We start from the raw sequence: 21,267 nt of genomic DNA on the forward strand, positions 1-21,267 counted from the left end.
GTCAATAACAGAAGCGTCCGTTGTCGTTTGCTTGGGTATGCCCCTCGCCTTTGCGCATGGCTCCAATTAGGGTAGAAACCACTACACAGCGGTGAGTCTGTTGGCTACCTGACATAGCCACTGTAACGGTGCCAAGTTGGCCTTTTACATTGCCGTGCATATCAAACTTGGCATAGTGAATAGTGCCTGTTTTGACCAGAGTATTGTCGATATCGGCCAACCCCACGCCCTCCACCAGCGGTTGCCAAACAATGACCTGGGCTGGCAGAGTTGAATCAGGATGGCTGGCCCACTCAATGCGGCCATTATGTTCGCGAATACTAAAGCGGCGATCGTGGCGGTGCTGCATGGCATCGGCCTGGGTGGCCCTGAGCGCTTGATACACCATGTCTTGGGTAGCGTTGATTTTGCGCTGCTGCACAAAACTAAACCATGAGGGGGCGGCGATCGCCGCCATCAGCCCCGCGATCACCACCACAATCAATCCTTCAATCAGCGTGAACCCAGCAGAGTTAGCTTGCCCACAGAGCGGTCTGCGCGATCGCCGCAAGAGTTGAGTCATATCGTAAGTGCACAAAGCCTGATGCCCTCAAGATGCCCACGGGCCAAGGGGCACGGCAACGGTCTAGCCTCACATCGGCCATTGTGCTGAGCTATGCCTAAGAAAGCTGACACATAGCTTAAGCGGCGCAAAGTCGGTAAGCTGACTAAGGTGTTGCAGTAGCTCAGTTAAGTGGCTCTCAGCCCCTTGCCTGACGAGCCAGATTGCAGATTCACATTACATATTGACTGAGCGATCGCCCCTAGGGTGCTGCACCCGACACCAACGCCACAGTTTTAATTGACTAAAGGAGACTTCGCCCGTGGATGTTAGAGCCGCCGTTGCCCTTGGCCCTGGCCAACCCCTGACTATCGAAACCGTTCAGCTAGAGGGGCCTCGCGAGGGCGAAGTGCTAGTCGAAATCAAAGCCACCGGCATTTGCCACACCGACGCCTACACCCTCTCTGGCAAAGATCCCGAAGGGTTATTTCCAGCAGTCTTGGGTCATGAGGGGGCCGGAGTGGTGGCCGAAGTCGGCCCCGGCGTTACCAGCCTCAAGCCCGGCGATCACGTGATTCCGCTCTATGTGCCTGAGTGCCGTCAGTGCGAATACTGCCTCAGCTTTAAGACCAACCTCTGCCAGGCCATCCGCCTCACCCAGGGGCGGGGTCTTATGCCCGACGGCAGTAGTCGATTTTCTTTGGGTGGCGAGCCGCTGTTTCACTACATGGGCACCTCCACCTTCTCGAACTACACGGTGGTACCCGAAATCGCCCTGGCCAAAATTCGCTCTGACGCACCGTTTGAGAAAGTCTGCTACATCGGCTGCGGTGTTACCACTGGACTAGGCGCGGTGATTAACACCGCTAAAGTTGAACCCGGTGCCAACGTGGTGGTGTTTGGCCTCGGCGGCATTGGTCTTAACGTCATCCAGGGCTGCCGTATGGTGGGGGCCAACAAAATCATCGGCGTTGACATCAACCCCAACCGGCAGGAGTTGGCCACCAAATTTGGCATGACCCACTTCGTCAATCCGAAGGAAGTGGAGGGCGACCTGGTGGCTCATCTGGTGGAGTTAACGGGCGGCGGGGCCGACTACAGCTTTGAATGCGTAGGCAATGTAAATTTGATGCGCCAGGCATTGGAGTGCTGCCACAAAGGCTGGGGTGTCAGCGTCATTGTCGGCGTCGCCGCCGCTGGCGAAGAAATCAGCACCCGCCCCTTTCAACTGGTGACCGGGCGCGAATGGAAGGGCACTGCCTTTGGTGGAGCCAGGGGGCGCACCGATGTACCCAAAATTGTGGACTGGTACATGGACGGCAAAATCAACATTGACGACCTGATCACCCACGTTATGCCGCTGGACGAAATCAACACCGCCTTTGACCTGATGCACCGGGGTGAGAGCATTCGCAGCGTGGTGACGTTTTAGTAGTCCTAAGATACTTCTCGGACAGCCGGGCTATTTCCCAAACTCATGGGTACTTCTTGTGGGATAGGTATCCTACCTGTCGCACAAATCTAATGGACAATGGACAGCCGGGACGGCTATCCCACAAACCCTTTATTCCTCACCTTCAATGACCCTGACACTTCAGAAGCAACATGCCTGCTTTGGCGGTACAGTTGGTTACTACAGCCATCCGTCGGCTGTCTGCAACTGCGAGATGCGGTTTGCGGTGTTTGTACCGCCCCAGGCGCAGACTGGCCCGGTGCCGGTGCTGTTTTACCTGTCTGGGTTGACCTGCACCGAAGACAATTTCACCAGTAAAGCTGGAGCCCAGCGCTACGCTGCGGAACACGGCATTATGCTGGTAGCTCCCGACACTAGCCCTCGCGGCGAAGGGGTGCCCGATGAAGCGGAGGCCTGGGACTTTGGGATCGGAGCCGGGTTTTATGTGGATGCTACGGAAGCACCCTGGAGCAAAAACTACTCCATGTACAGCTATGTGGTGCAAGAGCTACCAGAGCTAATTGCCCAGGAATTTGCGGTGCGGCGCGATCGCATGGGCATTTTTGGTCACTCTATGGGGGGCCACGGGGCGCTGGTGTGCGGCTTGCGCAATCCCGATCTATTCAAATCGGTCTCGGCCTTTGCGCCGATCGCCGCTCCTTCTCAATGTCCGTGGGGTCAGAAGGCATTCTCGGGCTATTTGGGATCAGACCGTGAGAGCTGGAAAGCCTACGACGCGACGGAGCTGGTAAAGGTTCACCCTCAGCGCGATCGCACCCTTTTGATCGACCAGGGCACCGCCGATAATTTTTTGGCACAAAACCAGCTATTGCCCGACGTTTTTGCTGACGCTTGCAAAGAGGCCGGACAACCCCTAGTTTTACGCATGCAGCCGGGCTACGATCACAGCTACTTTTTTATGGCGTCGTTTATGGCTGACCATCTGCGTCACCATGCCGATGTGCTAACAAAGGGCTAGGCTAAGGAAAATTGTCCAAGCCTACATTTCGCGTTATCAGGAGACTCCGCCATGGTGAGATATTGTGTTGCTGCTCTACTAATCATGCTGGCATGGCTGACCCCAGGGGCAGCTTGGGCCAGCCCATCCTCCCCGCTGCTCGCCCAGGCTACTGTAGTAGAAGTGCCTGAGGGGAATGCTAGTGCGCCCCTTAGCGATGGCGATATTGCCACCTTTGCCAAGGTTTATCAGCAGGTGCAAACCCTGCGCCTCCGGGCCGAACGAGAGATGGCCAAGGCCGTAGAAGACGAAGGTTTGACCATTGAGCGGTTTAATGCGATCGCAGAGACTCAGCTCAACGGTGCGGCCAACAGCCCCGAAGACATGGCTAAAATTGCCGCAAAAGCCAAAATTTCTCGAAAAGACGACAAAAAATTCAAAACAGCCGTAGATCGCATCATCGCCATTCGCCAGAGCACCGAAGGCGATATGGAAAAAGCCATCGAGGCCGACGGGCTCTCGATCGATACGTTCAACAGTATTTTGGAGCGCTCCGCCGACGATACTGCCCTCCAGCGGCAGATCAGCGATGCGATCGTCAAGCAAACTCTGGCCGCCGCCGAATCGGTAGATTAGCTCTGGTCAAAGCAATAACTAAAACCCTTAAGAGTAGTTATCTCAGGTTTTATGAGGTTATGTGAACCCGGCCCCGGCCTTCGAGGGAATCAGGGTCACAATGGGCCACAGAAGCCGATCTGTGCTTACTCTTGAGGGTTTTTGTGATGGTGCCTTTCTTTAAACCCGCCCCTGCGGAAACCGATACGGAGACCAAGATTCTAAAAGCGGCCCTAAAGCTGTTTGCCAAGCACGGCTACGGGGGCACCACTACCCGTGAGCTAGCCCAGACCGCCGGGGTGGCTGAGGGCACCCTGTTCCGCCATTTCGAGAATAAGAAAGCGATTTTAGTAGCGGTGGCCAGCCAAGGCTGGGTCGAAATCCTCACCGATTTGCTGACTGAGCTGAGCGAAATGGCCAGCTACAAGGCGATCGGTCAGGTCATGCAGCGGCGCATGCTCAACCTGCAAAAGAACTCGGCCCTGATGCGGGTGTGCTTTATGGAAGCGCAGTTTCACCCCGAGCTGCGGGAGCAGATTCAAACCGAAGTGATCGACAAGATGATTGACGTTGCCGAAGCCTTCTTTCAAACCGCTATGGATCGCGGTGTCTATCGCCCCATGAACGCCCGCATGGTAGCGCGCGTCTTTTTGGGCATGTTTACGGTTGCGGGCTTTAGCCAAGATACCCTCGGCGACGAAGCGGCTTCGCCCCAGGCGATGAAAGACCTGGCCGAGTGCTTAACGGACATCTTCTTAAACGGCGTGCTGGCTTGAGGATGAGGATGATGAGGGAGATTGGGAATGTGGGGCAGCTTTAACTGTTTTCTTCCCTATCCCCCTTATCTTCCCCACCTCCCCCTACCGTCTTCCCTGGCCAAACAGGATCGCTTTTGCCTCATCGCTCATGGTTGATTCGGCGCGCATTGACTCGGCGATCGCATAGGCCCGCTCCACCGCTGGTCGCGCTTTGATCGACTCAAACCAGCGCTTCACGTTGGGAAAATCCTCTAGGTTTTGCTGCTGAGCTTCGTAGGGCACAATCCAGGGATAGCAGGCCATATCGGCGATGGAGTAGTCGCCAGCGATAAATTCGTGATCCTTAAGCTGCGTATCTAACACGCCGTAGAGGCGCTCGGTTTCTTTGACGTAGCGGTTGATGGCGTAGGGAATTTTCTCGGGGGCGTAGTTGTTGAAATGGTGGTTTTGGCCCAGCATTGGCCCCAGCCCGCCCATCTGCCAAAACAGCCACTGCATGACGTTGGCGCGATCGCGCAGCCCCGACGGCAAAAACTGCCCGGTTTTTTCGGCTAAATACTGCAAGATCGCTCCCGACTCAAATAGGCTCAGGGGTGCGCCGCCGTCGGCGGGCTCGTGATCGACCATGGCGGGGATGCGGTTGTTGGGTGCGATCGCCAGAAAGGCGGGGTTAAACTGATCGCCCTTGCCAATGTTGATGGGCTTGATGGTGTAGTCAACATCAGCTTCTTCGAGAAAAATGGTGACCTTGTGGCCGTTGGGGGTTGTCCAGTAATAGAGGTCGATCATGGCGAGCATCCTTGGGGGCAAAGCACGGGAGCAGACCCAAATAGCCTAACCAAGTCCTCCACTATTGTGAAAATTTTAGTACAATTGAACTATGAAATAGCGATGGTCATGGCGATCAAAGCAGTAACTGAGAGAAAACGCGCCGATATTAGTGCAAAACCCTAGCCTCAAAGGCGTTGTAAGCCCCAGGTTATGCGGGACTCAACATTTCTTTCGATTTTGTTCCCATCTGAATCTCGATCTAGCCTTAGAATCAAACGATAATTTTGGACTCGCGCCCGAGCAAACCGGCCCCCAAGGCCAGCCCACCGCCTCAGAGGATGACTCGTTATGGCCATTATTGCCCTCAAAGCCTGGTATCTCGAAGCCTACGAGCCGGTGCGAGATTTAGAGCAGCGCCCTCACGACCTGCGGCTGAGCAAAAACAGCCTGCTGAAGTCGGCACTGCGAGCCGATTTTTTAGACGACAGCGCCGATGTGAAGCAGTCGGCCTGGTTTCAGCGCTACCTCGATGGCGAAACCGTGGAATTTTACATTGAGGGCAGCGGCGGCTACGGCATCGCGAACATCGACCTGATCAGCCACGAGATCTACTTCACTAAGCTAGATGTCATGGCCCATCTGGAGCCGACCATCTACTTCTGCTACCAACAGGAGTACAGCGAGTCGGCGGAAGCGCTGCATGCAGCCCTGACCGATGCCGTCGAAAGCTTCAACAAAAAGTCTCGCGTTGCCCTCACCCTAGAGTTGTCCCAGCGACTCAGCGACGGCCCCGCTCGGCTCAACAGCGCCCTCACCCGCAAAATTCGCAAGTCGCTGCTATTTGTGGCTGACGGCACCCCGATCGCAGCCGTGGAGGGCAACACCACGCTGCTGGTGCCTAGCCCCCACGTGTGCGTGGAGATGGGCTACGCGCTCCAGGCCAAGCCCGCAGAGCAAATTTTGCTGGCCCAAATGGAGCGAGCCGATATTGTCGGACAGTACCCCTTTGACCTGCCTGCCCAAAACCGATTGACCTTTAAAACCAAGACCGACATTGTCAAGCAGATTCCCAAGGCCCTTGAGCAGCACTTATCTCGCTTTAATCTTTGGGCTTAGCGGCATCGATAAAACAACACCTGTAAACGTGTGGGGCGGGACGATGGCTGATCAGGGCCGAGCTTGACCATTGCTCGGGTTAATCAACACCCGATATTGTGCGGCGAATCACCGTGCCGGTTGAGGGCTGTGCCCTACAGTAAGAAAAACTTAGCCCAACCACGCCCTCTCTTTAGGAAGCCCTATGCTAGACGCCCCCGATCTGCTCAGATTGCTGCACCCGTTTTTAGCCGTCACGATAGTGATGCCGTTGATTGGCGTCGCCGTCTATTTTGCGGTGCAGACTCGCCAGCGGCGCTTAGCCGTAGCCGACAAAACCAAAACCACCATCTCTCCGGTGGTGGGCAAAGAGCATGTGCGGGTTGGGCAATGGCTGGCTGGGGCAGTGGTGAGTTTGGTGCTTTTGGGTTTGGCCCACCCCATCTTCAAGACCCTTCTACGGGAAAATGTTTGGGCTGAAGACCTCTTTCGAGGTGTGTTTGTGGTGGCTATGTACGCGTTCACCCTGGGGGCTTTGGTGCTGCTGTATCGCTCTAGCAGCCGGGTTTGGCGGGGCACCTTTGCGACGCTGACCGGCATGGGGCTTTGGCTATTGGGAATGCAGCCGGGGGTGTTTAGGCGCGGCTATGAGTGGCAGGTGTCTCACTTTTACCTGGGCATGGCCGCGGCCATGCTGATGATTTTTGCCCTCGCTACCCTGCCCGAAATTTACAAGTCTAAGCGCTGGCGGCTGACCCACGCTGCTCTCAACACCGTGGCGGTGCTGCTATTCATTAGCCAGGGGGTGACCGGCGTGCGCGATCTGCTGGAAATTCCGCTGCATTGGCAGGAGCCTTTTATCTTCCAGTGCGATTTTGAGAACAAGAGCTGTTAAGAGTGCCTCAGCACTGAGCCGCTACAATCTAGGCACTGCTGGGGTAGGTGTCGAATCGTAGAGCCCATGATGACTAAAGCATTTGCCAAGCGTCTGCCCCGATGGGGGTGGCTGGGTCTTGGGTTGGGGCTACTCACCCTGCTCTGTTTTGATGCGATCGTCAATCTTCAGGCCGAGCGGCTGTGGTTTGAGGAGGTCAACTACCTGGCGGTGTTTTGGCTGCGGCTGAGGTCGCAGCTGATCCTCGGCATTGTTCCGATTTTGTGCACTCTGGGGTTTACCTGGGGCCATTTGACCCTCGCCGATCGCACTCAACCGCTAGAGAAACCGGGCGATCGCCCCAACCAGGCCAGCAGTTTGGGTCTGAGCGGGCTGCTGCTAGTCAGCATAACGCTGAGCTTTTTGATCGGCCTACAGCTAATTTACCAGGGGCAAATTGCCGGTGATTTTTGGCAGCAGACCACTACCCTCTACGACTCCACCACGCCCCTAGCCCTGTGGCCAAAGCTCCAGCTCTTTAAGGTGGTTGGAATTTTTATCACCCAGCCCTGGCTGCTGATCGCCCTAGGCATTAGCACGGTGGCCTTTTTGCTCTATCCCCGACAGCTAGGGCGGCTGGCAGCCATGTTGATGAGTCTCGGCTACGGGCTGATTTTGGCCAAGCAGTGGCCCGCCGTGCTGCTAGCGCTCAACCCAGTACCTTACGGGCAAACAGAGCCGATCTTCAACCGCGATATTGCCTTCTATATTTTTCGGCTACCGGTGCTGCGCCTGCTGGAATTTTGGGTGGTTGGCGGCCTCTTCTTCACCCTGGTCAGCGTGTATCTGGTTTATTTGCTCAGAGATAATACCCTCAGCCAGGGCCGCTTTTATGGTTTTTCTGGCCCCCAGCAGCAGCACCTCTATAGGCTAGCTGGGCTGCTGTTTTTGGCCACCAGCGTTAGCCACTGGCTAGAACGTTACGACATACTCTACTCCCGTGAAGGCGTGGTCTATGGCGCGGGCTACACCCACGTCAATGTGGTGCTGCCCGCCAACTGGCTGCTGTCGATCTTGACCCTGGGATTGGGGCTGGTCTTTCTAAGCCGAGGGCTGCTGTGGGCACCGATCTATGTCAACCCGATACGCAAATCTCTCGCTGCTGCTAAATCTCCGCTGGGGGGTGGGGTGGGGATGGGACGCGCCAGCCTGCTGGTCACAGGTATCTGTGGCTACCTGGTATTAACCCTGCTGGGCCTGGTGCTGGTGCCGGCCCTAGTGCAGCGGCTGGTGGTGCAGCCCAACGAACTCCAGCGCGAGCGCCCCTTTATTACTAACTCCATTGCCCTCACCCGCGCCGCCTTTGACTTAGAGGCCATCGAGTCAGAGCCCTTTGACCCCAGTGGCGATATCAATGCTGAAGACCTAGAGCAAAACGATCTCACCCTCAAAAACATTCGTCTGTGGGACTCCAGGCCGCTGCTCGACAGCAACCGTCAGCTCCAGCAAATTCGCCTTTACTACGAGTTTAAAGATGCCGACTTCGATCGCTACAGCATCTTGAATCAGCAGCGCCGATCAGAGCGCCGCCAAGTGATGATCTCAGCGCGCGAACTCAACTACGAGCGGGTGCCTGAGATTGCCAAAACCTGGGTGAATGAGCACCTGGTCTATACCCACGGCTACGGTTTTACCATGAGCCCGGTAAATACCGCTGGCCCCGACGGGCTGCCCACCTACTTTGTCAGCGGCATTAACAACCTGCCCAGCAGTGATGAAGTGCGCCAGAGCATTCCCATTGGGGAGCCGCGCCTGTATTTTGGGGAGCTCACCGACACCTACGTGATGACCAACACCCAACTGCTGGAGCTTGACTACCCCAGCGGCAACGAGAATGTCTATACCTCCTACTTAGGCCGGGGCGGCATCAACCTGGACAGCCTTTGGCGGCGGCTGTTGTTTGCCCGCTACCTGCTCGACTGGCGCATGCTGTTTACCGAAGACTTTACCGCCGATACGCGGCTGCTGTTTCGCCGCAATATTGCCGATCGCGTCCGGGCGATCGCCCCCTTCTTGCGCTTCGACACCGACCCCTACCTGGTCGCCGCTGATATTGGCAACGCCTCGCAGCAGTGGGGCACTGGCGAGGCCCACGGCAGTCGCCCGCCGAGCACAGTCAGCTTTGAGGGCTTTCGCGATCGCGACCCCAACCTCACCGTCGAAAACTACGACTCCCAAGACACCGAAGGCTACCTTTATTGGGTGATCGACGCCTACACCGTCAGCGGTCGGTACCCCTACTCTGACCCCAGCGACAACGATTTCAACTACATTCGCAATTCGGTCAAGGTGGTGGTTGATGCCTACAACGGGGCGATCAGCTTTTTTGTCACTGACCCCAACGACCCTATTATTCAAACCTGGGCTCGGCTGTTGCCTGCCATGTTTGAGCCGCTAGAGGCCATGCCCGATAGCCTGCGTGCCCATATTCGCTACCCACAGGATCTCTTCTCGGTACAGGCCAATTCGCTCATGACTTACCACATGACCGACCCCCAGGTGTTTTACAACCGGGAAGACCAGTGGCGCGCGCCTAACGAAATCTATGCGAACGAGGCCCAGGAGGTTGACCCCTATTACCTGATTATGAAGCTGCCCCAGGAAGACACCGAGGAGTTTGTGCTGCTGCGGTTGTTTACCCCCGATCAGCGCAACAATTTGATTGCCTGGCTGGCGGCGAGGTCGGACGGCGATCGCTACGGGCTGCGGCTGCTCTACCGCTTTCCCAAGCAGGATCTAGTGTTTGGCCCTGAGCAGATCGAGGCCCGCATTAACCAAGACCCCGAGATTTCCCAGCGCATTTCTCTCTGGGATACCCAAGGGTCCCAAGCCCAGCAGGGCAACTTGCTGGTAATTCCCATTGAGCAGTCGCTGATCTATGTAGAGCCCTTGTACCTCGTGGCTGAGCAAAATCAGCTGCCCACCCTAGCCCGGGTGATTTTGGTCTACAAAAACCGCATTGCCATGGCTCCCACGTTGCAAGCGGTGCTGTCAGCGGTGTTTGTAGAGGAGCCCGAGCCAGCGACCCCAATTTTGCGCGAGCTGGGAGCAGAGACTCCCGAAACTGACCCGCTGCAACCGCTGCCGGGTATAGACACTCCCGCCGGAGCCCCGGCGGAGGGAGGCCTGCGAGAAGGACTGCTGGCGGAATAGACCGTCTAAGGACGATCTAGAAACTGCGCCAACAGCTCTTTGGCGGGTTCAACCATCGCCCAGGTGCCATCGGCTTGGCGGCGCAGGGTGGCAAAGGCCACGGTGTTGCCACTGCCAATGGGCTCACCTTGGGACAAATCGCCCAACTTCACCTGGCGCAGCCCGCAGAGGCGAAACAGGTAGGCGGGCACATCTGGGCTCGACAAAATAACGCACTGGTCGGCGTTGCCCTCGGCGGGTTGCACCTGACCATCAAAGGGCATAAACACCCGATTGCCTTGAACATTAACCGAGATATCGCCTAGGCCGCTCTGTACCGAGTAGCCTGCTAGGCGATCGCCGGGCTGTAGCGCCCACTTTTGGTGCAGGGTGACGTTGCGCGGGCCGGGCCCTGGGCCGGAACCGGAGCAGGCCGTAGACAGCAGCACGAGGGCCAGAGTGATGCCCTGCCCAGGCTTCCACCCCAATTGATGGCCGCCGTCTATCCTCTTCCTTAGCTTTGTCTTAGCGCCCATTGATCGCCGACCATAAATACACATGAACTTTAGTTCATTTATACTGAATATGCCATTATTTTTTGGCATGGATAGGGGCATAGCCCAATCGCATCTAGAGCAGGCCAAGGCGCTAGGATATTAGGGCCATTTGGAGGCCCGCCGTGTTTTTTAGCGTTGTTACCCCCACCTACAATCGCCAGCCCATTCTCGAAAAGTGCTTGCGTGCCCTCGAAAACCAGGCCGTTGACTCCGCCCTCATTACCGACTACGAACTAATAGTGGTAGATGACGGCTCTACCGATGGCACGATTGAGTGGCTGCAAGCCGCTGCTGCCGAGTTTCCCCACGTGCGGCTAGTGGAGCGCCACCACCAGGGGGCGGCGGCGGCCCGCAACTACGGGGTGCAGGTGGCCCAGGGAGACACTATTGTCTTTGTGGACAGCGATGTGATTATGCCGCCGGGCAGTCTCCAGGCTCACGCCCAGGCCCTAGCCGACGCCTACCAGCGTTTAGGAGACGATCGCGTATTCACCGCCGGACGCCTAGTAAACACCAGCAACTTTGAGCAGCCCACCGCCGAAGCTGCCAAGGTGACGGATTTCTCCAACGCCTTTTTTGATACGGCTAACCTGGCGATCGCCCGCCACTGGCTGCTGACCGCTGGCCTGTTCGACACCGAATTTAGCCAGTACGGCTGGGAGGATTTAGAGCTGGGGGTGAGGCTCAAAAACCTGGGCGTCACCATGGTCAAGGTGCCCGAAGCCGTGGGCTACCATTACCACCCCCCCTTCTCTCTCGACCAAATCCCCAAGATGATCGACCAGGAAATTCAGCGGGGTCGCATGGGGGCAATTTTCTACAAAAAACATCCCACCCGCGAGGTGCGAATGATGATTCAGATGACCCCCCTCCATCAAGTGCTTTGGGGTGTGCTCACCGCAGGCGGACGGCTCAACGAAAAAACCATGGCCCCCCTGCTGCGCTGGCTAATTGCCCAGGGCAAGCCCCAGGTGGCGCTGGAACTTGCCCGAGTGTTTCTCAACTGGTACACGGTGCAGGGGGTGTATGCCGCCTATAGCGAACTTCAGCAGCAGGGGTGAGTAAGGTAGGGGGTGGATGGGTAGGGGGTGCAAGACAGTCCTACACCCCACTAAAACCTCGATCTCTACATCAGCCACATTTCAGCAGCGCTGGCGATCGCCATCGCCAGCATGCCGACCGCCAGGTATTGCAGCAGGGGCGGTCTAGCTTGCCGCTGTCGCTCAGTAAAGCGGAGAACACCGTAGATGTGGGGCGCTCCGATCAGGAAAAAGAACAGGTGGAGGATGTCGACCTTCCGCCGCTCCAGCGTGAAATCGGATTGGGGGTTCATCGGAAATTCTCCTTTGAGGTTGGCACTAAACGTTGGTCCGTCGTGACCAGGCACAATGTAACACAACATTAAAAAAACTTGTGTTGTGTCGCGATGTGATCACTCAGGGTTTCACCCTAAAGGCAGGTTTGTGGAAGAAGAACAAAAATGGAAGCGTGAAAACCGAAAAGGTGCTTAATGGGTTTGAATTCTAGCGCTTTAAGCTGTCACAGCCCAGATTTTGCCTCTTCACCACAGATCGCTCAGGGGCTCGTGGGTTGGTGGCAGAGAGGGGTCGGGGGCGCGATTCCAGAGTTCGAGCAGCAGCTTGGCCAAGGCTTGGCTGACCCAGTCATTGCCCTCGGCGCTGAGATGAATGTGATCGAAGTAGAGCTGTTCATGGGCCGTCTGCTGAAACAGGGGCAGGCCGTCAAGATAGGGAATGCCCTCGGTTTGGGCAAAGGCAGTAAGGCGCTGGCGGGCCACGAGTTCATAGTCGCGGGGGCCATCGGGATCGAGTTCGCGGCGCAGGGGGGTCATGGCGATCGCCAGCCGCCCCCCTGCGGCCTGCACCACCTGGTTGATCTGGCGCAGGGCCTCTAGGTTGACCCCGACGCGATCGCCCCCTTGGTCGTGCAGCGCTTGCAGAGCCGGGCTGGGGGTGTAGCCGAGCCGCCGCTGGGCCACCTCCCACAGAGCCAGGGGTGGACGGTGGGTGGGGTAGGCCGGGTTGCGACCGAGTTCGTAACTGTTGGGGGCGATCGCAAACAGATCGTCAGTATTGAGCACCACTAGCACCAGCTGGGCCTCAAAGGTACCAAACCGCAGCAGATAGCCTAGCTCGTTGCGCGGCCCCCAGGAGTTGGCCGAGGCGTTGAGCACCTCTACAGTTTGAACTCCCGGTGGATTGAGGTCAACGAGCGCTTGCTGCACCTTGACCGACAGTAGCTCGCTTTGGTCAGTCCACCAGCCGCCGTTGACAATCGAGTCGCCCACCATCAGCACCCGCAGGGCATCGACCGGGCGCTGGGGAGCCACCGCTGGCCCCCGCATCGAATATTGGTTGATCTCAATGCGGTTGCCCCGCCGCCGCAGGCTCTGGTTGGGGGCCAGGCGGTAGCCAGTGCGGGTATCGGCAACGTAGAGGGGTGGATTGCCCAGGCCATAGCGCACCCGCAGCAGCAGCTCGACGATCGCGATCGCCCCTACCCCAATTCCCAACGCCCAGAGCACTATTTCTACCAAGGTCGTCCCTATCGCAGCACCACATTTTAGTCACATTCCCCACGGTTTAGGTGGGGAGTGAATGGGTAAGGGGGTAGATGGGTGGATGGGCGAGTCGGATTAGCAAACGACGGGATTCCTAATCAATGCTGCTCCTGCAATTCTCTGGAGCGCTGGATTAGGGGGGCCACGGGTTCAGCCTGGAGCTGGTGGGTGATGCGCTCGCGGGCCAGGGCGCGGTACTCCCAGAAGTGCTCTCCGGCGGCGCACAGGCCCAGATACATGTTGAGTAGCTGGGGCTTGCGCCTCACCATCGTCCAGAGCTGACGCCAAAACTGGCCCCGTAGCTCGGGGCGGCGCAGGCCCTGGTGCCAGACTACCTGGGCCACCAGCCGCAGCCCACGCCCCAGCGGAAACTGCATCGTCTGCCCTCGCCCCTGCACCGTGCGAATCTTGAGGCACTGCTCCATAGAGCGTCTGAGATAGTTGCTCGGCTCGTAGAGCGTCCAAAAGCCTTCGACATATTCGCGGGCAATGTCGGTCACAGGACGAGTGGGCACAAAGTTCATCAGCGTGTTTTGGTCGCCGGTAGCGTTGTCGATGCTCTCCATCAGGCGCTCTTCTTTTTTTAGCCGCTCCCAGAGGGCGGTGTTGGGCAGCGCTTGCAGCAGCCCCAGCATGGGTTGAGGAATGCTGGTCTCTTCGATAAAGGCCTGGATGCGATCGCCCGCCCCAGCCCGCTCACCGTCGAACCCGAGAATGAACCCGGCGTAGATCAACATTCCAGCGTCATTGATTTTGGTGCAGGCTTCCACCAGCGGGTTGCGGGTGTTTTGCACCTTGCGCGTGGTGGCCAGACTGTCCTGGTCGGGGGTTTCGATGCCCAAAAACACAGCGTAGAACCCTGCCTCGCTCATGAGCTGGAGCATCTCGTCATCCTCGGCCAAATTCACCGAGGCCTCGGTCATAAAGGTAAACGGGTAGTTGTGCGCCTGCATCCAGGGAATCAGCTCCCGCAGAAACAGCTTGACGTTGCGCTGGTTGCCGATGAAGTTGTCGTCCACAATAAATAGCGAGCCGCGCCAGCCCAGATCGTAGAGCGCTTGCAGTTCGGCCAGGGCCTGGTGGGGAGCTTTGGTGCGCGGCTTGCGACCATAGAGCGAAATAATGTCGCAAAACTCGCAGTTAAACGGGCACCCCCGCGAAAACTGCATCGCCATCATAAAGTACTGATCCCGCTCTAGCAGGTCGTAGCGGGGCATAGGGCTGTGGGTGACATCGGGCTTGTCGATCGAGCGAAAGGTGCCTTCGGTTTCGCCGCGCTCCAGCGCCTCTAGAAACAAGGGCACGGTCATTTCCCCTTCGTCGAGCACAAGAAAATCAGCTCCAAAGGCCAGGGCATCCTGGGGCACCGAGGTGGGGTAGGGGCCGCCCACCGCCACGGGTTTACCCAAGCGCTTGGCCTGTTGAATCAGTCCCTGAAAATCGGGCTTCTGCACCAACATAGCCGAGAGAATAACGATGTCACACCAGGCCCAGTCGGCTTCGGTTTCGGCGGTGACGTTGCGATCGCAGAACCGAATCTCCCACTCAGCAGGCAGCAGCGCCGCCACGGTGATGATCCCCAGGGGCGGTATCACGGCCTTGAGACCCGCGATCGCCATGAAGCGATCGTAGGACCAAAACGATTGGGGAAATTTGGGGTAAAGAAGAAGTGCTTTCATAAATCCCGTCGGTAATTTGAGTTGACTCTGAAATCCGTGGGAATATATTTTTTTCTGGCCAAGATGGCAGCTAAAGCAACAAAACTAGCCATTGCCCACCGCAATGACTGTTTCTGATACAAAGTCTTCAGTATTCAGGGAATACTCAAACAATTCACCCCTCTGGGGAGAGAATTAGCGAATTGTTGGAGCAAAATCAATGACTACAGATGGGCGATTAGTTCAAAACCATGGAATAAACGGGCTGATCAAAAATCAGAGGCATGGCTGAATTGAGGCGTGAATTTGTAAACGCCCTAGACCCTACAGACCCGCTTGATTTTCACCCCGCGCAGCCCGCCCAAGTGCATGATTTAGAAACGTTGAAAACTCTAGATCCCTTCAAAACTGAATCTGGGGGCAAATTATACTTGCATTGAGCAATACCAAAGGAGACCCAAAACGAAAAGCCCATTACGACAATTTAGCTGGGCTGTTTTAAAGACTGGGATAATAGCAGTTGAGAACCCTGAACAAAGCCAAGCAGTTTGCTTGAATAAGTCAATAACTAACAGCCTGTCCAGATTCTGGGGTCAGTATAGGTCTACCTTTGATCAATTGAACACGAAAAGTAAACTATTAGTTACATCTCTCATTTTTTGTACAACATTTGACCGTTGCTAAGCGATCGCCTAGGAACGGTACCGGATACGACCAGATGCACCCGCTCTCTGCCCCTAAGGGGCCGTTCTGCAATCTATTTTTCCACCAGCTCGCGGAACCAGTTGTCGCTCCACAGTTCGTCAAAGGCAGGCTCGGTGCGGGCTTCTTCGCGGTAGTCGGGGTCGAGGCGCACCGCCTGCTGTAGCGCCTCCATGGCGTTGTCGAACTGACGCTGGAGGGCATAACAGAGGGCCTTGTGGTAGTGGGCCTTGGGGTAGTCGGGGTCGAGGGCGATCGCCTTGTCAAAGCTCTTGATCGCATCCTCGTCGCGGCCCAGCTTCACCAGGGCCAGGCCCCGGTTGTCCCAGCCCTTGGGGGCGTCGGGGTTAAAGCGGGTGGCCTTGTCAAAACTGGCCAGGGCGTCGTCGTAGCGCTCTAGCTCAATTAACGAGAGGCCCCGGTTGAGCCAGGCGATCGCATCGTTGGCCTGGTACTCCACCGCTTTGTCGAAGGAGTTAAACGCTTCCTCATGCTGCTGCAAAATGCCATAAGACACACCCCGATTGACCCAGGCTTCGTGGTACTCGGGGTGAATCTCCAGCGCCCGGTCAAAAGCGGCGATTGCGTCTTCGCGGCGCTTGAGGCGGCTGAGCACCATGCCCCGGTTGAGCCAGGCTTTGGCATCATCGGGGGTGATCTCGGTGAGCCGGTCAAACACCGTCAGGGCGTCCTCGTGGCGGCGCAGCTCGCGCAAAATCAGCCCCTTTTGCATCAGCGCGACCGTATGCTTAGGCTCTAGCTCCAGGGCATGGTCGAGGGAAGCGATCGCCCCCTCCATCTGCTCCAGCGCTTGCTGGGCTGTGGCCCGGTTGAGCCACACCTGGGTATTGACCGGCTGAATGTCGAGGGCTTTGTCGTACTCGGCCACCGCCAGGGCGTAGTCACCGTCCGCCAGGTAGCGATCGCCCCGACCAATGTATTCATCGGCGGTAAGAAACAGCTGGGGCCGGTTGGTCTCCAGCCGGGTAAGCTTGTCGGTAATCGTCTCGAACTGCTGCCGCGCCTCGCTCATGAACGAGTCGGCCAGGTACTGGGGCGACACTTCGCCCAGGCGGCGCATAATGTCGTCCTTCTGATGCTGGGCCTCGGCCTGAATCGCTTCCAGCCGCACCCGATAGCTCTGCTGCAAGTCTCCCAGGCGGCCCAGGGTGACCTCGCGCCCGGCCTCAATGTCGGCCTCCAATCGGGCAAATCGCTCCGCCATTTCGGCCATCAGCCCGTCGAGCTGGGTGCGAGCCGCCGCCTCGCGCTCGGCGGTATTGGTGCCCAGGGTAGCCAGATCTTCGCTGAGGCGGGCGTCGAAGGTATCGATTTTGTCGAGGACGCGATCGCGGCGGGTAAAGATCGACCCGCGCACCTGATTGAGCTGCTCGGTAAAGGCCGCTTCCATGGCCCGCAGACCGTCGAGCACCTGGAGCTGCTGCTCGCCCGCCGCCTCTTGCAGCACCCGCACCTGCTGGCGAAAGGCGTTGGCGGTGCCCTCCACCTCGGCCAGTAAGGTGGAACGCTGGATCTCAGCCTCGGTGGCCATCTGGCTGAGCTGCCCCTGCAAGGTTTGGGCCGTGCGCTGAAAGTCGTCGAGGGTGTTTTGCTGGCGGGCATCCACCTCGGTGCGCACATCGGCAAACCGGGCCAGGGCCTCATCCGCCGCCCGGCGCAGGTCGCCCAGCAGCATGTCCTGCTGCTTCTCAATGTCAATCTTCAGACCGCCAAACTGAGCGAGGAACTCATCGGCCTGGCGGCGCAGATCAGCCAAAATGCGGCTGCGCTGGCCGTCTACCTCGCCACGCAGGTTGGCAAACCGCGAGGTAAATTCGTCGATGGAGCGCTGAATGGTTTGCAGCGCCAGGTCGCGCTCGCCCAGGGCACTAACTTGCAGATCACCGAGCTGACGGCTGATCTCCTCGGTCTGGGTTTGCAGACGGGTAAGGCTGCCCTGGCGCAGCGCCTCCAGAGCCTCGGCGATGGCGGCGGCCTGGCGCTCGACCTGGTCGCTGGCCTGGGTGGTGAGCTGCTGGCGCAGATCGGCAAGGGCCACCATGGCGCGATCGCGCTCTTCCTGCATCGCCAGCGTCATCGTGCCCATCTGGTCGGCAAAGCTGGTTTCGGCGTTGCCGATCTTTTGCAGCACCGCATCCTGATGCACTTCCACATCGCTACGCAGACGGTTCACGTCGCGCAAAAAGCCGGTCTGATTTTCTTCTAACGTGCGAAACACCACGTCACGCTGGAGCTGGGTGTCTTTACGCAGGGTGGTGATCTCATTATCGGCGGTGGCCCGCAGTCCGGTGAGGTGGCCGACAAAGTTGGCTTCGGTAGACTCTAGCTTTACCTGAAGATCGCTCAGGGTCGATTGCCAATCGTTGATGGTGCGGGCTTTGAACTCCGCCAGATCATCCACCAGGCGGTTGAGCACTTGTTTTTTGGTCACCGCTTCTTCTTGGAAGCGATCGGTGCGGCTGTCTAGCTCAGAAGCCCGCTCCTTGGCCTGAGCCAGAATGTAGTCGAGGTCGCGGGTGGCGGTTTGAATCTTGGTTTCTAAATCGGTGATGTCGTTGATCTGGTTGCGCACCACCACCGAAACTTCTTGAATCACCGATCGCCGCATCAGCCACAGCATCACCACACCAACGCTGAGCAGCAGCAGCAGAGTGCCCAACATGACAAAAAATAGAGTGGTGGCGCGGCGAAAGGCCAGATCGGCCTCGGTGCTCAGCCGCTCTAGCTCGGCGGTGGTCGCCGTCTGGGCCAGCAGCACCGGTTCCGAGGCTTGAATTACGGTTTGAGGACTATCCTGCGCCATGGCAGGCCGCACCGCCCCACCGCCGCTGATTAACATCAGCACCAGCAGCAACAGGGGGCGGGGAACATCGGCCAGGGAACGCATGGGCTGCCTCATCAGGACTTTCCTAATGGAATAGGACTAGGATACCTGATACTTCAAAGGGTTAGGGCAGGGGCCAGCAACATTTGGCCGGGGGTTTACCGGCCTCTACTGACCTTGCTAACGGCCATAGTTGTAGCCGTTGGGCAAAATTGTGGTGCTGTCGCAGCGGCTCTCGACCAGATCAGCCCCCGTCGCCCGAAATAGGTTACACCGGCTAAGGTTGGCTCCTTTGAGGTTAGCGCCCTCTAGCTTGGCGGCGCTGAGGTTCGCCCCCTCCAGGTTGGTAGCGCTGAGGTTAGCCCCGCGTAGATCGGCCCCGCTGAGGTTGGCCCCGTCCAGATTGGCTTCATGCAAATTGGCCCCCCGCAGGTCGGCCCGGCCCAGGTCGGCTCCGGTCAGCAGAGCAGCTTGCAGGTCGGCCCCGTAGAGGTTGACATCGCCCAAATGGGCTTTGATTAGGCTCGCACCCCCCAGCTTCGCCCCGCTGAGGTTGCCGTAGGGAATGTAGCTCTCGTCTAGGCAGCTACCCTGCAAATCGATCTGACGCAAATCTACCTCGAACAGTTCAGCCCCGGTCAAATCGATCGCTGCAAAGCATCGCTGACCGTTTTGATATGCCGCTAGCAGGGCATCTTTTGTAAGTCGATCCATCACTATTGCTGAAACCAGGCCGCGAGCCTGAGTATTTGTGCTCAACTAAACGTCACCTGCCAATGTATACGTTTACGTTTCGCAACATGAGCGCGTTAAGCTTCTCTTCAGGTTTTTGGCGCTGCGATTGGTTAGGGACCAGTCTTGCCCTTTAATCTTTCCCCAGGGGATACCTATTCACCCGGCACTCAGCACCGGGCCACGCCTCGCTACCCGTAGTCAAACCGCTCAGCCAAAAGAGTCGGCGGCGGAACGCTCCCCATGCTTTTCCTGTAGGCTACACTGATCACACCTGCCCGGCGCGGCCCGCGATGGCCCTTTGGGTCGGCCTGTGATCATCGCCCCCTCCCCTCCGGCCATGCCCGACGCCCTGGTTTCCATCGCCCAGCACTACCACAGCCGTACCAAGTACGACCCTGACACCCTCAAGTCGAAGGCGCGGCCCCTCGACTACAGCCGCCAGCCGACTCCCTTTAAAACCTACCGGGTGGGGGCCGAGATTGACCTCAAGCCCTACATAGATGAGAGCAACCCGCCGGAGCCAGACAGTGAGCGGCTTGACTGGATGCGGCTGTCGCGGCTGCTGATCAACGCCTACGGGCTGACGGCCAAGTTTCCCACCGATACGGGGCAGACGTTTTATCTGCGATCGGCCCCCTCGGCGGGGGGGCTGTATCCGGCGGAGATCTATATTATTTCGCGCGGAACTCGGCTGCTGCCAGCGGGGCTCTACAACTATCAAGCCCGCAGCCACAGCCTCTGGCGTTACTGGGATGATCACGGCTGGCAGCATCTACAGCGGGCCTGCTTTTGGCACCCGGCCCTGGAGTCTACCCATTTGGCCCTGGTGGTGACGGGGGTATTTTATCGCTCGGCCTGGCGCTACCAAGATCGGGCCTACCGCCGCATTTGCCTCGACGTGGGCCATGTTTTGGGCAATCTGGAGTTGGCTTGCGCTCTGGTTGACTATCGCCCCCACCTGGTGGCCAGCTTTGCTGACCAGGCCGTAGCTGAGCTGCTCTATATCGACGCCACCCAGGAAGGGGCGTTGGCGGTGCTGCCTTTGGCCGACTTGCTGATGGTGGAGCAAAATTTGCCCTGTGCCCAGGTGGCCTTTGCCACGTCGCCCCAGACCCAGTTCCCAGCGGTACCCGATGGGGAGTTGCTAAGTTACTTTCACCAGGCGACCGCCATTGCGTCCACGGCAGATGTCCCCCCGTGGGCGATGCGCCCCACGGGCGACACGCCCCAGCCCGCTGACACCCTCGAAGATAAGTACAACCTGCCCTTTGGGCTGCGGGTGCCCACGACGACCGCCCCGATCGCCTGGGGTCCCCATCTCGAAGAGCTAGAGATAACGCTGTTTAAGCGGCGATCGACCCGGCGCTACACGGGTGGGGCAATTTCCCTAGAGGCGCTGAGGTTATTGCTCGACTTTACTTACCAGCCCCACCACTACTGCAACCAAGGGTTTGACCCCGACCCCGACTACTGCGATCGCGCCCTGGTGCATACCTTCGTAGTGGCCTGCGGGGTCGAGGGGCTTGACGACGGCTGCTACTACTACGCTCCCCGCAGCGAAGAGCTGCGCCAGGTGCGCTTTAAAAACTTTCGCCGTGAGCTGCACTACCTCTGTCTGGGGCAAGAGCTGGGCCGCGATGCCGCTGCCGTGGTGTTTCACACTGCCGATCTAGCGGGGGCGGTAGCAGCCTACGGCGATCGCGTCTATCGCTACCTGCACCTCGATGCCGGGCATTTGGGCCAGCGGCTCAATCTGGCCGCCGTTCGCCTGGGGCTGGGGGTGAGCGGCATCGGCGGCTTTTTCGACGACCAGGTCAACGAGGTGCTGGGCATCCCGCCCGACGAAGCGGTGATTTATGTGACGACTCTAGGCCAGCCCGGATAGCTAGGGTTAGGCTAAACAGTAGATTGTCGCCCCCAGGGTTGATTGCT

General features: G+C 58.1%; 17 protein-coding genes. 9 read left to right on the forward strand and 8 right to left on the reverse strand.

The genetic code is table 11. From position 1 onward, the window contains the following. Position 1 precedes the first annotated feature (1 nt). Positions 2 to 562 (reverse strand): pilus assembly FimT family protein, encoded by a 561-nt coding sequence (locus H6G07_RS17935; protein WP_073609325.1) that lies wholly within the window; start codon positions 560 to 562, stop codon positions 2 to 4. Between the two features lie 301 nt (positions 563 to 863). Here H6G07_RS17935 and H6G07_RS17940 point away from each other — a divergent pair, with 301 nt between their 5' ends. From H6G07_RS17940 to H6G07_RS17955, 4 genes are all read left to right on the forward strand, one after another. Then, the gene (locus H6G07_RS17940; protein WP_073609326.1) at positions 864 to 1,973 is read left to right on the forward strand and encodes an S-(hydroxymethyl)glutathione dehydrogenase/class III alcohol dehydrogenase; all 1,110 of its coding nucleotides are present in this window, start codon (positions 864 to 866) and stop codon (positions 1,971 to 1,973) included. A gap of 148 nt (positions 1,974 to 2,121) precedes the next feature. Further along, positions 2,122 to 2,973, forward strand: a complete 852-nt coding sequence (gene fghA / locus H6G07_RS17945) for an S-formylglutathione hydrolase (RefSeq protein WP_073609327.1) — start codon at positions 2,122 to 2,124, stop codon at positions 2,971 to 2,973. A 51-nt stretch (positions 2,974 to 3,024) separates the two neighbouring features. Continuing rightward, positions 3,025 to 3,588, forward strand: coding sequence for a DUF4168 domain-containing protein (locus H6G07_RS17950; protein ID WP_084173275.1), 564 nt, complete (start codon positions 3,025 to 3,027; stop codon positions 3,586 to 3,588). Between the two features lie 146 nt (positions 3,589 to 3,734). Further along, a complete protein-coding gene (locus H6G07_RS17955; protein WP_073609329.1) occupies positions 3,735 to 4,343 on the forward strand; it encodes a TetR/AcrR family transcriptional regulator in 609 nt (202 codons plus the stop codon). Between the two features lie 84 nt (positions 4,344 to 4,427). Here the strand turns inward: H6G07_RS17955 and H6G07_RS17960 are convergent, their stop codons facing one another. After that, positions 4,428 to 5,114 carry a glutathione S-transferase N-terminal domain-containing protein gene (locus tag H6G07_RS17960; RefSeq protein WP_073609368.1) on the reverse strand — a complete coding sequence of 229 codons (687 nt, stop codon included), beginning with the start codon at positions 5,112 to 5,114 and terminating at the stop codon, positions 4,428 to 4,430. Positions 5,115 to 5,444: 330 nt separating this feature from the next. On the opposite strand from H6G07_RS17960, the gene H6G07_RS17965 reads away from it, so the two are divergent. From H6G07_RS17965 to H6G07_RS17975, 3 genes are all read left to right on the forward strand, one after another. Continuing rightward, positions 5,445 to 6,212 carry a hypothetical protein gene (locus H6G07_RS17965; protein ID WP_073609330.1) on the forward strand — a complete coding sequence of 256 codons (768 nt, stop codon included), beginning with the start codon at positions 5,445 to 5,447 and terminating at the stop codon, positions 6,210 to 6,212. Positions 6,213 to 6,396: 184 nt separating this feature from the next. Further along, on the forward strand, positions 6,397 to 7,086 hold the full coding sequence (locus H6G07_RS17970) for a DUF4079 domain-containing protein (RefSeq protein WP_073609331.1): 690 nt from the start codon (positions 6,397 to 6,399) through the stop codon (positions 7,084 to 7,086). A 69-nt stretch (positions 7,087 to 7,155) separates the two neighbouring features. Beyond that, entirely contained in the window at positions 7,156 to 10,278 is a 3,123-nt protein-coding gene (locus H6G07_RS17975) for a UPF0182 family protein (RefSeq protein WP_199312204.1), read from the forward strand. 5 nt (positions 10,279 to 10,283) lie between these two features. On the opposite strand, the gene H6G07_RS17980 is transcribed toward H6G07_RS17975, so the two are convergent. Continuing rightward, positions 10,284 to 10,745, reverse strand: coding sequence for a hypothetical protein (locus tag H6G07_RS17980; RefSeq protein WP_073609333.1), 462 nt, complete (start codon positions 10,743 to 10,745; stop codon positions 10,284 to 10,286). Positions 10,746 to 10,936: 191 nt separating this feature from the next. On the opposite strand from H6G07_RS17980, the gene H6G07_RS17985 reads away from it, so the two are divergent. Continuing rightward, positions 10,937 to 11,875, forward strand: a complete 939-nt coding sequence (locus H6G07_RS17985) for a glycosyltransferase family 2 protein (protein WP_073609334.1) — start codon at positions 10,937 to 10,939, stop codon at positions 11,873 to 11,875. A gap of 65 nt (positions 11,876 to 11,940) precedes the next feature. On the opposite strand, the gene H6G07_RS17990 is transcribed toward H6G07_RS17985, so the two are convergent. From H6G07_RS17990 to H6G07_RS18010, 5 genes are all read right to left on the reverse strand, one after another. Continuing rightward, positions 11,941 to 12,147, reverse strand: a complete 207-nt coding sequence (locus H6G07_RS17990) for a hypothetical protein (protein ID WP_139297085.1) — start codon at positions 12,145 to 12,147, stop codon at positions 11,941 to 11,943. Positions 12,148 to 12,375: 228 nt separating this feature from the next. Then, positions 12,376 to 13,371: an SGNH/GDSL hydrolase family protein gene (locus H6G07_RS17995; RefSeq protein ID WP_199312206.1), complete on the reverse strand. Its 996-nt coding sequence runs from the start codon at positions 13,369 to 13,371 to the stop codon at positions 12,376 to 12,378. Positions 13,372 to 13,493: 122 nt separating this feature from the next. Further along, positions 13,494 to 15,074, reverse strand: coding sequence for a B12-binding domain-containing radical SAM protein (locus H6G07_RS18000; RefSeq protein WP_073609336.1), 1,581 nt, complete (start codon positions 15,072 to 15,074; stop codon positions 13,494 to 13,496). Between the two features lie 736 nt (positions 15,075 to 15,810). Then, positions 15,811 to 18,675, reverse strand: coding sequence for a tetratricopeptide repeat protein (locus H6G07_RS18005; RefSeq protein ID WP_084173279.1), 2,865 nt, complete (start codon positions 18,673 to 18,675; stop codon positions 15,811 to 15,813). Positions 18,676 to 18,780: 105 nt separating this feature from the next. Further along, the gene (locus tag H6G07_RS18010; protein ID WP_073609338.1) at positions 18,781 to 19,314 is read right to left on the reverse strand and encodes a pentapeptide repeat-containing protein; all 534 of its coding nucleotides are present in this window, start codon (positions 19,312 to 19,314) and stop codon (positions 18,781 to 18,783) included. A gap of 358 nt (positions 19,315 to 19,672) precedes the next feature. Here H6G07_RS18010 and H6G07_RS18015 point away from each other — a divergent pair, with 358 nt between their 5' ends. After that, complete coding sequence (locus H6G07_RS18015; RefSeq protein ID WP_073609370.1) at positions 19,673 to 21,220, forward strand: SagB/ThcOx family dehydrogenase; 1,548 nt, start codon at positions 19,673 to 19,675, stop codon at positions 21,218 to 21,220. Positions 21,221 to 21,267 lie beyond the last annotated feature (47 nt).

Origin of the sequence: Phormidium tenue FACHB-1052 (genome assembly GCF_014696675.1) — a bacterium.
Lineage (GTDB): Bacteria > Cyanobacteriota > Cyanobacteriia > Phormidesmidales > Phormidesmidaceae > Nodosilinea > Nodosilinea tenuis_A.